The 14,544-nt window shown below is 65.5% G+C and carries 15 protein-coding genes; 8 read left to right on the top strand and 7 right to left on the bottom strand.

All coding sequences use genetic code 11. The features are described 5' to 3' along the window. Positions 1-103: 103 nt before the first annotated feature. The gene (locus AC5P7U_RS10325) at positions 104-517 is read right to left on the bottom strand and encodes a barstar family protein (protein WP_006455969.1); all 414 of its coding nucleotides are present in this window, start codon (positions 515-517) and stop codon (positions 104-106) included. Then, positions 517-969, bottom strand: coding sequence for a guanyl-specific ribonuclease (locus AC5P7U_RS10320; protein WP_006455967.1), 453 nt, complete (start codon positions 967-969; stop codon positions 517-519). The genes AC5P7U_RS10325 and AC5P7U_RS10320 overlap by 1 nt, the downstream gene beginning before the upstream one ends. A 225-nt stretch (positions 970-1,194) precedes the next feature. On the opposite strand from AC5P7U_RS10320, the gene AC5P7U_RS10315 reads away from it, so the two are divergent. Further along, complete coding sequence (locus AC5P7U_RS10315) at positions 1,195-1,806, top strand: superoxide dismutase (RefSeq protein WP_005410310.1); 612 nt, start codon at positions 1,195-1,197, stop codon at positions 1,804-1,806. Between the two features lie 201 nt (positions 1,807-2,007). Here AC5P7U_RS10315 and AC5P7U_RS10310 read toward each other — a convergent pair whose 3' ends face one another. Next, a complete protein-coding gene (locus tag AC5P7U_RS10310; protein WP_308309421.1) occupies positions 2,008-2,856 on the bottom strand; it encodes an endonuclease/exonuclease/phosphatase family protein in 849 nt (282 codons plus the stop codon). Between the two features lie 162 nt (positions 2,857-3,018). On the opposite strand from AC5P7U_RS10310, the gene AC5P7U_RS10305 reads away from it, so the two are divergent. After that, on the top strand, positions 3,019-4,584 hold the full coding sequence (locus tag AC5P7U_RS10305; protein ID WP_008267858.1) for a POT-type proton-dependent oligopeptide transporter: 1,566 nt from the start codon (positions 3,019-3,021) through the stop codon (positions 4,582-4,584). 7 nt (positions 4,585-4,591) lie between these two features. Further along, positions 4,592-5,218, top strand: a complete 627-nt coding sequence (locus AC5P7U_RS10300) for a rhomboid family intramembrane serine protease (protein WP_049458513.1) — start codon at positions 4,592-4,594, stop codon at positions 5,216-5,218. 44 nt (positions 5,219-5,262) lie between these two features. On the opposite strand, the gene AC5P7U_RS10295 is transcribed toward AC5P7U_RS10300, so the two are convergent. After that, a complete protein-coding gene (locus AC5P7U_RS10295; RefSeq protein WP_008264509.1) occupies positions 5,263-5,448 on the bottom strand; it encodes a hypothetical protein in 186 nt (61 codons plus the stop codon). A 185-nt stretch (positions 5,449-5,633) separates the two neighbouring features. Between AC5P7U_RS10295 and AC5P7U_RS10290 the strand changes: the two genes are divergently transcribed. The 4 genes from AC5P7U_RS10290 (at position 5,634) to AC5P7U_RS10275 (ending at position 8,725) form a co-directional block, all read left to right on the top strand. Beyond that, positions 5,634-5,936 carry a GNAT family N-acetyltransferase gene (locus AC5P7U_RS10290; RefSeq protein WP_495221051.1) on the top strand — a complete coding sequence of 101 codons (303 nt, stop codon included), beginning with the start codon at positions 5,634-5,636 and terminating at the stop codon, positions 5,934-5,936. A 36-nt stretch (positions 5,937-5,972) separates the two neighbouring features. Further along, the gene (locus AC5P7U_RS10285; protein ID WP_495221050.1) at positions 5,973-6,854 is read left to right on the top strand and encodes a DUF3298 and DUF4163 domain-containing protein; all 882 of its coding nucleotides are present in this window, start codon (positions 5,973-5,975) and stop codon (positions 6,852-6,854) included. Positions 6,855-6,873: 19 nt separating this feature from the next. Next, on the top strand, positions 6,874-7,989 hold the full coding sequence (gene cfa, locus AC5P7U_RS10280; protein WP_495221049.1) for a cyclopropane fatty acyl phospholipid synthase: 1,116 nt from the start codon (positions 6,874-6,876) through the stop codon (positions 7,987-7,989). Between the two features lie 262 nt (positions 7,990-8,251). Next, positions 8,252-8,725 (top strand): hypothetical protein, encoded by a 474-nt coding sequence (locus tag AC5P7U_RS10275; RefSeq protein WP_308309417.1) that lies wholly within the window; start codon positions 8,252-8,254, stop codon positions 8,723-8,725. Positions 8,726-8,837: 112 nt separating this feature from the next. Here the strand turns inward: AC5P7U_RS10275 and AC5P7U_RS10270 are convergent, their stop codons facing one another. Then, positions 8,838-11,006 carry a M3 family metallopeptidase gene (locus AC5P7U_RS10270; protein WP_495221048.1) on the bottom strand — a complete coding sequence of 723 codons (2,169 nt, stop codon included), beginning with the start codon at positions 11,004-11,006 and terminating at the stop codon, positions 8,838-8,840. 129 nt (positions 11,007-11,135) lie between these two features. On the opposite strand from AC5P7U_RS10270, the gene AC5P7U_RS10265 reads away from it, so the two are divergent. Beyond that, entirely contained in the window at positions 11,136-11,615 is a 480-nt protein-coding gene (locus tag AC5P7U_RS10265; protein ID WP_414555098.1) for a glutathione peroxidase, read from the top strand. A gap of 80 nt (positions 11,616-11,695) precedes the next feature. On the opposite strand, the gene AC5P7U_RS10260 is transcribed toward AC5P7U_RS10265, so the two are convergent. Together AC5P7U_RS10260 and AC5P7U_RS10255 are read right to left on the bottom strand one after the other, a co-directional pair. Further along, complete coding sequence (locus tag AC5P7U_RS10260; protein WP_006455701.1) at positions 11,696-12,475, bottom strand: ferredoxin--NADP reductase; 780 nt, start codon at positions 12,473-12,475, stop codon at positions 11,696-11,698. 80 nt (positions 12,476-12,555) lie between these two features. After that, positions 12,556-14,427 (bottom strand): ATP-binding cassette domain-containing protein, encoded by a 1,872-nt coding sequence (locus AC5P7U_RS10255; RefSeq protein ID WP_197564298.1) that lies wholly within the window; start codon positions 14,425-14,427, stop codon positions 12,556-12,558. Positions 14,428-14,544: the final 117 nt, after the last annotated feature.

Raw genomic sequence — 14,544 nt, 5'->3', positions numbered from 1 at the left:
ACCAAGGTCGGCACCTACCAGAGCAGAAGCGCCGACCAAGGTCGGCCTCTACCAAGGCATCAGCGCATGCCGACCAAGGTCGGCATCCACCAGGGCAGTGACCTCACGCGCTCTGCGACAGGAACACCCAGAACGGCACGTCACGGCCAACCCAGTCGCGGCTGGTTTCGTCCATCACGTCCAGCAGGGTGTCGAACTCCTTTTGCGTGCCGGCACGCAGCGCGTCGACGTCGGCCAGAAACAGCGCGTAGCCGTTGGCTGGCAGCCATTGCAGGTCGCGCAGGTTGTCCGACAACGCATCCCAGTTGCCGCCGAACCCCGCCGGGAAATCCAGCTGCGCGGCCAGTCGTGCCAGCAGGGTGCGCTTGTCGGCCACGCCTTCCAGATCGATGCGGATCACCTTCAGGCCGGCATCGCGCATCGCCGCGGCCAGCGCGTCGATGTCGTCGCTGTCGATGGCGTAGACGCCGGCATTGTTGATGTCATGCAGGCCGAGGCCGAAATCATCGTGGCTCATCACTGCGCTCCCTGGGCCGGTACGGTGAAGCTGCGGAACGATTCATAGTGGTCGTCGGTGTAGTACCACGCCTCCGGCGGATCGCCACCGGTGACGATGCGGCGCGTGCCACGGGTGCGCGCGCCAGGCGTGTCGACGGTGTACTCGCGGTAGTAGCCGCGCGCGCGCTGCGGCAGCTGCTGCTCGCGGTTGCCGAAGGTGCTGCCGTCCTGGCGATGCGGGAACGGACCACCACGCTGTATCAGTGCGATGGTCTGGCGCGCCTCGGCGGGCAGGAACGCGGGCAACCCGCCATCGGTGCGGGCTGCCGGCGTGGCCGGGGCCTGCGCGGCAGGCGCGCCCTGCAGCTCGGGCGCGAACTGCGGCGCTGGCGCACGCTGCATGAAGTGGTTGGCGACCAGGCCGAGCAGCAGCAGGGCGATGGCGGTGATCAGCAGCCGGGGGTTGCGCATGGGCACGGGCAGGCGAGGGCGAGGGCGAGGCACGCACTGTAACGCCTGCGCGCTGCATGGGGCATGAGGAACGTGCAGCGTCACCGCTGCGTAACAATTGCCGGCATGCTCACCGGCAGGACGCAATTTCCTTTACATCCCCCTTGGTAATCTCACGGTCTGTCCCCATCATTCACCGCGCACTGCCCGACACCGTCGGGTGCCCTCGCAATCAGGAGATGCATCATGGCCTACACCCTGCCCAAGCTGTCCTACGCCTACGACGCGCTGGAACCGCATATCGATGCGGCGACGATGGAAATCCATCACACCAAGCATCACCAGACCTACATCAACAACGTCAATGCGGCGCTGGAAGGCACCGAGTACGCTGACCTGCCGGTCGAAGAGCTGGTGAAGAAGCTCAAGTCGCTGCCGGAGAACCTGCAGGGCCCGGTGCGCAACAACGGGGGGGGCCATGCCAACCACTCGCTGTTCTGGACCGTGATGGCGCCGAATGCCGGCGGCAACCCGGTGGGTGACGTGGCCAAGGCCATCGACAAGGACCTGGGCGGCTTCGACAAGTTCAAGGATGCCTTCACCAAAGCTGCGCTGACCCGTTTCGGCAGCGGCTGGGCATGGCTGAGCGTGACCCCGGACAAGAAGGTCGTGGTCGAGAGCACCGGCAACCAGGACAGCCCGCTGATGGAAGGAAACACCCCCATCCTCGGCCTGGACGTGTGGGAACACGCGTACTACCTGAAGTACCAGAACCGCCGTCCGGAATACATCGGCGCGTTCTTCAACGTGATCGACTGGAACGAAGTCGAGCGCCGTTACCAGGAAGCGATCGCCTGATCGGCGTCACGGGTTGAAACGAAAAGGCCGGGGGAGACCTCGGCCTTTTTGCTTGCCAGCTTCTGGCCGTCGCGCGGGTCCTGGTGGGTGCCGACCTTGGTCGGCACGGGAGAGGGTGCGAGCGCGGCAGGGATGTGCCGACCAAGGTCGGCACCCACCGTCGGCACCCACAACCGTCACCCACCGCAACCGAAGGCGGGGCTATTCCGCGGTGGCCGTATCGCCCTGCAGGCGCAGGGTTGCCATCACGCCCAGGCGCAGGCCGGGCAGGTCGCCATCGGCTGGCAGCAGGATCGGCTGCTGGCGGATGCCGCCGAAATGCTTGACCTGGAACAGCACGTCCAGGCCATGGCCGGTGGCTCCGCCGCCACTGGCCGCTGGCGGTTCCGGGCGGCCGCCGGGATTGCGCCGGGCCGGCTGGAAGCCGGGCGTGCTGCGCACCAGTTCCACGGTGGAGGCCGAGAAGTCGCCGGCGATCAGGCTGGGCATGCCCTCGGCGGTGGCGCCGATCCAGGTCATCAGGTCGTTGGTCTGGTGCTGGCGCGCGGTGGCTTCGTCCGGCTCCGGGCGCAGCCGCGCCACGTAGATGTTGACCAGCGCCTGGCCCAGCTTCAGCCGCATCATGCCGGCCGCGCTGAACGTCCCGGGTGGATGCAGCAGGGTGACGCCGTCCTCGCTGACCGGCAGCCGGGTCAGCATGGCATTGCCATGCCGCAGCGGCTGGCTGGGCGGATCGGCGGTGACGAAGTCGCAGCTGTAGCGCAGCCGGCTGGCCAGCCAGCAGGCCGGGTTGCGGCCCTGCTGCTGCAGCACCTGCTGCACCGAGATCACGTCCGGTTGCAGGTCGGTCAACAGTTGTGCGACCTGCTCGCGGCGCTGCTTCCATTGCGTATCGTCGCGGCTGGGCAATTCCAGTGCGGCCACGGTCAGTTGCCGGGGCTCACCCTCGCTGCTGGCCGAGGCCGGCGCCTGCGGTCGCGCCTGGGCCTGCAACGCCGGCAACAGCAGCAGGCAGCTGAGCAGGAGTCGGGCGTAGGCGAGGGGGCGCATAACGATAAGTTTACGCTTTTGTCGTGCAGGTGCCGTGACTTCCGGCACAGCCAGGAGCGCCTGCCATGGATTGGCACCGTTGTCATGCAGCCCTGCAGCGTGCTTCGCAAGCCCCGGTTCCGGTAACCTTGCGCCTTTCGCTTTGCAGGAATGCCTTACAGGATGAGCCACGACGCAGTTGCCCCCATCGCCGGCCAGGGAAGGATGCCGCGCCAGATTCCGTACATCATCGGCAATGAGGCCTGCGAACGGTTCAGTTTCTACGGGATGCGCAACATCCTGGTGCAGTTCCTGATCACCTCGCTGCTGCTGCAGGAAATCACTGCGGAAGGCCGTGCAGGTGAAGCCAAGGACATCATGCACAGCTTCATGATCGGTGTGTACTTCTTCCCGCTGCTCGGTGGCTGGCTGGCCGACAGGTTCTTCGGCAAGTACCACACCATCCTCTGGTTCAGCCTGGTCTACTGCGCAGGCCATCTGTGCCTGGCCCTGTTCGAGAACAGCCGCGAGGGCTTCTTCCTTGGCCTGGGCCTGATCGCGCTCGGCGCCGGCGGCATCAAGCCGCTGGTGGCCTCGTTCATGGGTGACCAGTTCGACCAGAGCAACAAGCACCTGGCCAAGCTCGTCTTCGACGCCTTCTACTGGATCATCAACTTCGGCTCGCTGTTCGCCTCGCTGCTGATCCCGCTGGTGCTGAAGAACTGGGGCCCGCAGTGGGCGTTCGGCATCCCGGGCATCCTGATGTTCGTGGCCACCTTCGTGTTCTGGCTGGGCCGCAAGCGCTACGTGCTGGTGCCGCTGCCGCCGAAGGACCCGCATTCGTTCGCCAACGTGGTGCGTACCGCGCTGACCGCACGCGTTGCCGGGCAGGGCCGTCCGGGCCTGGTGATCGCCGCGCTCGGCCTGGTGCTGGCGGTGGCCTCGTTCGGGCTGGTCGGTTCGCTGGGCATCGTCATCTGCCTCTGCCTTGCGCTGGTCGCCATCCTGGCCGGTATCGGCGGCGGCACCTGGCTGCAGCTGGACCGTGCCCGTGGCCAGCATCCGGCCGAAGCCGTGGAAGGCGTGCGCTCGGTGCTGCGCGTGCTGGTCATCTTCGCGCTGACCACGCCGTTCTTCTCGCTGTTCGACCAGAAGGCCTCGACGTGGGTCCTGCAGGGCCAGCAGATGCAGATGCCGAGCTGGTTCACCGCCTCGCAGATGCAGGCATTGAACCCGCTGCTGGTGATGATCCTGATTCCCTTCAACAACCTGGTGCTGTATCCGGCGCTGCGCCGTTTCGGCTTCGAGCCGACCGCGCTGCGCCGCATGACCGCCGGTATCGCCTTCAGCGGCCTGGCCTGGATCGTCATCGGTGGCATCCAGGTGGTGATGGACGGCGGCAATGCCATGTCGATCTTCTGGCAGATCCTGCCGTACGCGCTGCTGACCTTCGGTGAGGTACTGGTCTCGGCCACCGGCCTGGAATTCGCCTACAGCCAGGCGCCGCAGGCGATGAAGGGCGTGGTGATGAGCTTCTGGAACCTGACCACCACTATCGGCAACCTGTGGGTGCTGCTGTCCAACGCGGCGGTGCGCAACGACACGGTGACCCACCAGATCGCCGGGACCGGCCTGAGCGAGGCGGCGTTCCTGATGTTCTTCTTCGCCGGCTTCGCCTTCATCGCAGCGTTGGCCTTCGGTTGGTACGCGAAACGCTATCGTATGGTCGACAACTACCGTAGCGCCTGAGCCTGACATGACCCCCGTCAATCTGCTGTTGATCGCCATCACCGCCATCCTGTCGTGGATGGCGTTCAACAACCGCAAGCTGGCCGACCGCCTGATCCTGTGGCCGCCCGCCGTGGACCGCCATCGCCAGTACGACCGGCTGGTGACCTATGGCTTCATCCACGCCGACTGGTCGCACCTGATCTTCAACATGATCACCCTGTTCTTCTTCGGGGGATTCATCGAGAGCGTGATGGTGGAGCTGACCGGCAGCTACCTGACCTATCCGGCGTTCTATATCGGCGCGTTGCTGGTCTCGATCCTGCCCAGCTACCTGAAGAACCAGAAGAACCCGAACTACCTCAGCCTCGGTGCATCCGGGGCGGTGTCGGCAGTGCTGTTCGCCTTCATCCTGATCAAGCCGTGGTCGATCATCCTGGTGTTCTTCATCCCGGCGCCGGCCATCATCTATGCCGCGTTCTACGTCGGCTACAGCATCTGGATGGACAAGCGCGGCGGTGATCGCATCAACCACAGCGCACACCTGGCCGGTGCGGCGTTTGGCGTGATCTTCATGCTGGCCATGCAGCCGAGCATCTTCAACCACTTCCTGCGCGAACTCTCCAACCCGACCTTCCGCCTCGGCGGCGGTTGAGGGTGGCAACGGGGGCGGATCGGCAGCGATCCGCCCCGGCCGGTTCAGGCCGTGGTCTGCTGCCCGTAGGTGTCCAGCAGGCGGGCGAACACTTCCTCGCCGATGCGCTGGAAATCCTGGTCTTCGGTCTGCCCTTCCACTGCCAGCTGCAGCAGGCCCTCCAGCAGGGCACGGTCGGTATCGGAATGGGGATCGCTGGGGTGCATCGGGGCCTCCGCGGTGATGCGCATGGTCTACGGTCGCAAGGGCCGTGCCAGCCTGGCCGAACCCCTCCCAAGGCGATAGCGGCCGCCCGCCCTCCAGCTTGAGGGTCGAAAACTGACGTGAATGGACTGCACTTGCCCCTGTTCAGGCTTCACGCGATCATGGCGCCCGGCTGCGCACCATCCACGCAGTCGCCGCAGGAGACAGTTCCATGGCTTCGGTCACGCCCCCCGGTCTGGCCTACGAGGTCGAACACGACCTGGCCAGCCATCGCTTCACCGCCCGTGTCCGAGGACAACTGGCGGTGCTCGATTACCAGATCAAGCGCAGGCGCATGGTCATCACCCACACCGAAGTGCCCGAGCCGATTGCCGGCCGCGGCATTGCCGGTGAGCTGACCCGGGTCGCGCTGCGTTTCGCCCGCGAGCAGAAATTCAAGGTGGTGCCGGCGTGCTCCTACGCCGAATCATTCCTGCAGCGGCACGAGGAGTATCACGACCTGCTCGTCGGCTGATGCCGGCGGGCCACGCTTCAGCCATGGCAGGCGATGATGTACAAACATGAACAGGGGATCCCGATGAAGATTGGAAACAACCGGCCATTGCGCGGCAGCGTGCTGGCCGGCGTGGTGGGCGTGCTGTTGCTGGCCGGTTGCCAGCGTGAGAGCGAGCCGGCGCCGGCGACCGACGCGGCCCCCGCCGCCGAGGCCACCGCCGCGGGCGAGACACCCGCCACGGAAGCGCCGCTGGATCTGCGCGACGTGATCGAGAACAACGAGCGCGAAGTGGTGGGCATCAGCTACCCGGCCGGCATCGACCGTTATCCGGGCCTGGCACGTGCGCTGCAGGACTATGCGACCAGCGCCCGCAGCGACGTGCAGCAGGCACTGGACGGGCTCGGCAACGACAAGCCGACCATGCCCTACGAGCTGTCGCTGAGCTTCGAGAAACTGCTGGAAACCCCGCAGCTGGTGGTGGTCAGTGCCGATGGCAGCCGCTATACCGGTGGCGCCCACGGCGAGCCACTGGTGGCCCGCTTCGTGTGGCTGCCGCAGCACCAGCAGATGCTCAGCGCCGAAAAGCTGGTGGCCGATGCCAAGGGCTGGAAGGCGATCAGCGATTTCGTCGCCGACCAGCTGCGCGAGCGCGTGGCCACCCGCCTCAGCGGCGAAGACATGGACCCCGCCCAGCTGCAGGAATCGCTGCGCAACGCATCGCGCATGATTGCCGACGGTACCGGCCCGCAGGCCGACAATTTCAGCCAGTTCCAGCCGCTGACCGACGACAAGGGGCAGATCACCGCCCTGCGCTTTGTTTTCCCGCCGTACCAGGTGGGTCCATACTCGGACGGCACCCAGACCGCAGATGTACCGGCGGCGGTGCTGTTGCCGCACGTGGCCAAGGACTACGTGGAGCTGTTCGCACGCGGTTGACCGCAGTCGAGGAGGTGGCGTGGATACAGGGTTGCAGGAGCGGGTCGCCGGCCTGCTGCAGGAAGCCGGGGTCCGCATCGGCGGCACCCAGCCACAGGACATCCAGGTACATGACCCGCGCTTCTTCGCGCGGGTCATGGCGCACGGCTCGCTCGGCCTCGGCGAGAGCTACATGGACGGCTGGTGGGATGCCAACGTGCTGGACGACTTCCTCGTCCATCTGATGCAGGCGCACCTGGACGAACGGGTGCACGGCTGGCGCGAGGTGGCCGATGCGCTGAAAGCGCGCCTGTTCAACCTGCAGGCCGGGCAGGGCAGCTACGAGGTCGGCCGCCGCCATTACGACCTCGGCAATGATCTGTACCAGGCGATGCTGGGCCAACGTCTGGTCTACAGCTGCGGCTACTGGCGCACTGCCGATGATCTCGACGCTGCGCAGGAGGCCAAGCTCGACCTGGTCTGCCGCAAGCTGGGGCTGCGCCCGGGCCAGCGCGTGCTGGACATCGGCTGCGGTTGGGGTGAGGCACTGAAGTTCGCCGCCGAGCGCTATGGCGTCAGCGGCGTCGGCGTGACCATCTCGAAAGAGCAGGCCGAGTTCGCCCGTGAGCTGTGCGCCGGGCTGCCGATTGAGATCCGCCTGCAGGACTACCGCGAACTGGACGAGCCGTTCGATGCGATCTTCTCGATCGGCATGTTCGAGCACGTCGGTGACAAGAACTATTCCAGTTTCTTCGAGGTGGCCAGGCGCTGCCTGTCGCCACGCGGGTTGCTGCTGCTGCATACCATCGGCACCAACATCTCGCGGCATCGAACCGATCCATGGATCGCGCGCTACATCTTCCCGAACTCGATGCTGCCGTCGGCGGTGCAGATCAGCAAGGCATTCGAAGGACGCTTCGTGCTGGAGGACTGGCACAACTTCGGCACCGATTACGACCTGACCCTGCAGGCGTGGCGGCGCAACGTGGAGGCTGCATGGCCGCGGCTGGACGCACGTTATGACGAGCATTTCCGGCGCATGTGGCGTTTCTACCTGGCCGGGTCGATGGCGACTTTCCGCTGCCGGCACGCGCAGCTGTGGCAGCTGGTGCTGTCGCCGGAAGGCGTGCCGGGCGGGTACGTCGCGCCGCGTTGATGCGCGGGGAGATCGACGCAGGGCGTCGATCTGCTGCGGGCGTGAAGTGAGGGCAGTTGATGACGTCTTTGGTTTCATCGCAACCGGGCCTCGAGGCGTCGAGGCCGCTGCTGGCAGCGTGATGCCGATTGATTGCATAGGACCATTTTGAATTGTCCGGCGCTGGCGAAGCAGAGCAGAGATCCCATGCTTGAATTCACGACGGCATCATGCCGATGTCGTTTCCTGAGTTCATGGGGTTCAACCAATGCAGCGAACTTCAATGGGGTTGAAGGCCCTGATGGTCTCAACGTTCGTCGTGGCCTCGGCAGCGTTCATTGATCCGGCCCAGGCCTTCGACGGGTTCGTCAACTACACGCCGGAATTTGGCGGGCGCGTTGCGTGCTCCGATACTGCTTCGGTTGCGTGCTTCCGCTGGGATCTTTCTTCGGCCGTGAATGACGACATGGTCATGACCCGCCAGTGGATGGATCGTGGCGAGATCATCTCGGCTACCGTCACGGGAAGCCCCGAAGGCAGCAGTGTGCTGTTGCTGACTGGTCACGGGGAGAATTGGCAGGCACCGATCATCTATGCACGATATGGTGCTGCAGCGAGCGAACTGGACCACGATTGCGCCGCGCCTCTGACTGACGGGTGCGCGATGCCGTTGATCGAAGGCGAACAGATCCATTATTCGATCAAGGTGCGCGCAGTCGGTGCCGAGCTGGTTCACTTCTACGTTTTGGGCATGTAACGCCCGGAGCAGGCCATTCCGTTGTTCGGGGCCTCCGCCAGTGCTGCAATAAAGCAAAAAAAAACCGCCCGGTCTCCCGGGCGGTTCTCGTTTCACGCTAGCGCGCGGGCGATCAGTTGCCGGCGCCGGTCAGGCCACGCTTTTCCAGCAGCGGTTCGATCTGCGGCTCGTGGCCGGCGAAATCGCGGAACAGCTGCATCGCGTCGACGCTGCCGCCCTTGGACAGCAGCGTGGCGCGGAAGTGGTCGCCGTTCTTGCGGCTCAGGCCGCCGTTGTCCTTGAACCACTTCTGGGTGTTGGCATCAAGCACTTCCGACCAGATGTAGGCGTAGTAGCCGGCCGAGTAGCCACCCATGATGTGGCTGAAGTACGGGGTCTTGTAGCGCGGCGGCACCGGCGCGTAGTAGATGCCGTCCTTTTCCAGCGCAGCGCGCTCGAAGGCCATCACGTCCTTGGCGGCCGGCACCTGGTCGGCGCCGATCTGGTGCCAGCGCTGGTCGAGCATCGCCGCACCCAGGTACTCGGTGGTGGCAAAGCCCTGGTTGAACTTGGCCGCAGCCAGCACCTTGTCCAGCAGTGCCTGCGGCATCGCCGAACCGTTCTGGTAGTGCTTGGCGTAGTTCTTCAGGATGGCCGGGTTGTCCGACCACATCTCGTTGACCTGCGAGGGGAACTCGACGAAGTCGCGCGGTACCGAGGTGCCCGAGAAGTACGGGTACTTCACGTTGGAGAACATGCCGTGCAGCGCGTGGCCGAACTCGTGGAAGGTGGTGTTCACCTCATCCCAGGTCAGCAGGGTCGGCTGGCCGGCCGGCGGCTTCGGGATGTTCAGGTGGTTGGCCACCACCGGCTTGAAACCGGTCAGCTTGGACTGCGAGACATACGAGTTCATCCACGCACCGCCACGCTTGGAGGCGCGCGCATACGGATCGAAGATGAAGATCGCCAGCTGGCTGCCGTCGGCGTCGAACACGTCGTAGACGGTCACGTCATCGTGGTAGACCGGCAGGTCGGTACGCTGCTTGAAGGTCAGGCCGAATTCCTGGCCGGCAGCATAGAACACGCCGTTTTCCAGCACGTTCTTCATTTCGAAGTACGGCTTCAGCTGCGATTCGTCGAAGTTGTACTTGGCCTGGCGCACCTTCTCGCTGTAGAAGGCCCAGTCCCACGGCTCGAGGGCGAAGGTCTTCTTGCCGGCGGCCTTCTGTTCCTGGTCGATCATCGCCTGCAGGTCGGCCGCTTCGCGCTTGGCGTTGGCCACAGCGGCCGGGGCCAGCTTGCCCAGCATCGCGTTGACCGCTTCGGGGGTCTTGGCGGTCTGGTTGGTCAGGTTGTAGGCGGCGAAGTTCGCAAAGCCCATCAGCTTGGCCTTGTCAGCACGCAGCTGCATGATGCGCGAGACCAGTGCGGTGTTGTCGAACTCGCCACCGCGGCTGCCACGGCTGACCGAGGCTTCGTAGATCTTCTGGCGCAGGGCGCGGTTGGCCAGGTTGGTCAGCGGCGGCTGGCCGGTGGTGTTGAGCAGGGTGATCACGTACTTGCCTTCCAGGCCACGGGCCTTGGCGGCTTCGGCGGCGGCAGCGATCTGCTCCTTGGACAGGCCGGCCAGCTCCTTGACGTCGTCGACGGTGATCGCCGAAGCGTTCACTTCCGACTGCACGTTCTGGCTGAACTTGGTGCCCAGGTTGGCCAGCTCGGCGTTCATCTCCTTCAGCGTGGCCTTGTCGGCCTCGGAAAGCTTGGCGCCGGCGCGCACGTAGTTGTCGTAGTACTTCTCGACCAGGCGCACGCCTTCGGCGTCCAGGCCCAGCTGGCTGCGGGTGTCATACAGCGCCTGGATGCGCGCGAACAGCTTGCCGTTCAGCGCGATCGCATCGCTGTGCGCGGCGAACTTCGCCGAGTAGTCGGCCTGCAGCTTCTTGCGGGTGTCGTTGGTGTCGGCGCCGACCAGGCTGAAGAACACGGTGGTCGCACGGTCGAGGATGTCACCGCTCTTTTCCAGGGCGATGATGGTGTTGTCGAAGGTCGGCTTGGCCTTGTTGTTGGCGATCGCCTCCACTTCCTTCAGCTGCTGCGCCATGCCGGCGTCGAAGGCCGGGGCGAAGTCGCTGTCCTTGATCCTGTCGAACTGCGGGAAGTGCAGCGGCAGCGGGCTATCGGCGAAGAACGGATTGGCCTGCTGGGCGGTGCTGCTGGCGGCCGGGGTGGCGGCGCCGGCCGAATAGGCGGGCAGGGCAAGGCCGAGGGTCATGGCCACGGCAAGGGCAAGGGGAGTGGTCAAGGTAATAGCTCCGGTAAGGCAAACAAGGGCCCGAGGGTAACCCGGCCGGCCGCACCCGCACTTGTGTCAAAAGGCATGTTGCCGGGGCCGGGCGCGGGTACCATGCAATCACCGCCACGGCCCGCCGTCATGACCACCACCTACGATTTCAGCTTCCGTGACCTCGATGGCCAGCCGCAGGCGCTGGCGCAGTACCAGGGCCGTCCGCTGCTGCTGGTCAACGTCGCCAGCCGTTGCGGTTTCACCCCGCAGTACACCGGGCTGGAACAGCTGTGGCGGGACTACCGCGAGCGCGGCCTGGTGGTGATCGGCTTCCCGTGCAACCAGTTCGGCGCGCAGGAGCCCGGCGATGCCGGGCAGATCCGCCAGTTCTGTTCGCTGGACTATCCGGTCAGCTTCCCCTTGTCGGAGAAGATCGAAGTCAACGGCAGCGGCGCCGATCCCCTGTGGGCATGGCTGTCACGCGAGAAGCGCGGCCTGCTGGGCATTGCCCGCATCAAATGGAACTTCAGCAAGTTCCTGGTCGATCGCGAGGGGCGTGTGGTGTCGCGGCATGCGCCCACCACCAGGCCGGAGCAGCTGCGCAGCGCAATCGAAGCGGTGCTGTGAAGGGTGGTAGTGCCGGCCGCTGGCCGGCAATCCCCTAGCGCACGGAGAGCCGGCCAGCGGCCGGCACTACCGTTGCGGCCTTATTTCTCGACGAAGGCGCGTTCGAACACGTAATGGCCCGGTTGGCCGATACGCGGCGAGACCTGGAAGCCACGCGCATCCAGCACGCTGCGCAGGTCGGCCAGCATCTGCGGGCTGCCGCAGATCATCGCGCGGTCGTTCTCCGGGCTCAGCTCCGGCAGGCCGAGCGTACGCTGCATCTCGCCGCTTTCCATCAGCGAGGTCAGGCGGCCCTGGTTGGCGAACGGCTCGCGGGTGACGGCCGGGTAATACAGCAGCTTGTCGCCGATCATCTCGCCCAGGAACTCGTGCTCACGCAGTTCCTTCTCGAAATAATCGCGGTAGGCCAGATCCTTCTCGTAGCGCACGCCATGGCACAGGATCACCTTCTCGAAGCGCTCGTAGGTCTCCGGGTCCTTGATCACCGACAGCCACGGTGCCATGCCGGTGCCGGTGCCCAGCAGGTACAGGTTCTTGCCGGGGTGCAGGTCGCTGATCAGCAGGGTGCCGGTGGGCTTCTTGCCGACCAGCACCTTGTCGCCGGGCTTGATGTGCTGCAGGCGCGAGGTCAGCGGGCCGTCCTGCACCTTGATGCTGAAGAACTCCAGGTGCTCTTCCCAGTTGGCGCTGGCGATGGAGTACGCGCGCAGCAGCGGCCGTGCCTCGGTTTCCAGGCCGATCATCACGAACTGGCCGTTCTCGAAGCGGAAACCGCTGTCGCGGGTGAGGGTGAAACTGAAGTAGGCATCGGTCCAGTGGCGGACCTCAAGCACCGTTTCGGCGCCGAAAGCGGAGGACATGGGCGTATCTATCGGAAGTCGTCGGGAGTGATTCTATCTCAAATGAGACAGGTTCTCATTAGGCGGAACGAGAGGCGTTCTCAGCGGTAGCCGGCCGCCTGCAGCTCGAACAGCTCGGCATAGCGGCCGCCCTGTGCCATCAGCTGCTCATGGGTGCCGCTGGCCTCGATCCGGCCGTCGGCCAGCACCAGGATGCGATCGGCCATGCGCACCGAGGAGAACCGGTGGGAAATCAGCACTGCGGTGCGATTATCCGCCAGTTCCCTGAACCGCTGGAACACCTCGAACTCGCTGCGCGCATCCAGCGCTGCGGTTGGCTCATCCAGGATCATCACCTGAGCATTGCGCATCCACGCGCGGGCAATGGCGATCTTCTGCCATTGGCCACCGGACAGGTCCACACCCTGCTTGAAGCGGCGGCCGATCAGCTGGTCGTAGCCGCCGGGCAGTTCCTCGATCACTTCCTCGGCCATGCCGCGGCGCGCGGCGTCGGCGATGCGTGCCCGGTCGTTCATGGCCTCGACCTGGCCGACGCCGATGTTCTCGCCGGCGCTGAGGTTGTAGCGCACGAAGTCCTGGAAGATCACCCCGAGATTGGCGCGCAGGTCGTCCAGGTCGTAGTCGCGCAGGTCGCGGCCATCGAGCAGGATGCGGCCCTCGTCCGGTTCGTACAGTCGCGCCAGCAGCTTGACCAGGGTGGTCTTGCCGGCGCCGTTCTCGCCGACCAGGGCCAGCACCTCGCCGGCCTGCAGCTGGAAGTCGAGATGGCGCACCGCCCACTGCTCGGCATCCGGGTAGCGGAAGCCTACGTTCTCGAATACGAAGCCCTGGCGGATCGGCTGCGGCACGCGCACTGCGCCCTCGCGCGAGTGGATTTCCGGCTCGATCTGGAAGAACGAGAACAGGTCATCCAGATACAGCGCCTGGCTGGCCACCTGCGAGAACCCGATCAGCAGGCCTTCCAGCAGCTGGCGCAGGCGCAGGAAACTGCCGGCGAGGAAGGTCAGGTCGCCGATCGAGAAATCGCCACGCACCGTGCGCCACGCGATGTAGGCGTAGGCGGTGTAGTAGCCCAGCGTGCCCAGTGCGGCCAGCAGCGTGCCCCAGAACGCACGGCGCCGGGCCAGCGCCCGGTTGGCCTGGAACAGCGCCACCGACAGGTGCCGATAGCGTTCAACCAGGAAACGGTGCAGGTTGTAGATCTTCACTTCCTTGGCCGTTTCCACACTGGCACCGAGCTGGCGCAGGTAGTCGAGCTGGCGGCGCTCGGGTGTCCACTGGAAGTTGAGGCTGTAGCCGGCCGCGTTGAAGTGCGATTCGCCGATGAAAGCCGGCACCAGCGCCAGCGCCAGCAGCAGGATCAGCCACGGCGCGTAGACCAGCAGGCCGATGGCCAGGCTGGCCACGGTGATCGCATCCTGCACCTGGCCGAACAGCTGGCTCATCAGGTTCATCCGGCCCATGGTCTGGCGCCGCGCGCGGTCCAGCTTGTCCTGCAGGTCCGGGTCCTCGAAGTCCTCCAGGTCCAGCGTCGCGGCGTGTTCCATCAGCCGGATGCTGGTGATGTTGGCGAACAGTTCCGACAGCAGGGCATCGGCGTAGCTGACCAGCCGGCCCAGCAGGTCCGAGGCGATGGCCAGTCCGAATTCCAGTGCCAGCAGGCCCAGCAGTGGATTGAGCACGCCACTGGACAGCGCCTCGCCCAGCGGCGGGAAGCTGGCATCGTGCTGGCTCAGGTGCAGGGCGCTGTCGATGATCAGCTTGCCGACGTACAGCATCGCCACCGGCAGCAGCGCACGGATCAAGCGCAGCCCAAGGCTGGCCAGGGTGAGCGAGGGACTGGTCTGCCAGACCATGCGCAGGAACGGTGGCAGGTTGCGCATCGCCTTGAAGCGTTGTCGCAGGCTGGGCTTCTTCGCGGCGGCAGCGCCGGCGGTGGGGGTGGCAGGCATGCGCGTATTGTGCGCGCCTGGGCCGTGCAGATGGGGTCAGTGCAGCCGTGTGGCCGCGCCAGGGTCAGATTCCTTTGCAGGGCGAAGGGATCCGGCCTGCCCCCATCCGCGCATGAT

It is taken from the genome of Stenotrophomonas sp. YJH_SMC_57 (assembly GCF_059369755.1).
This window is presented reverse-complemented; position numbering and strand designations above follow the sequence as displayed.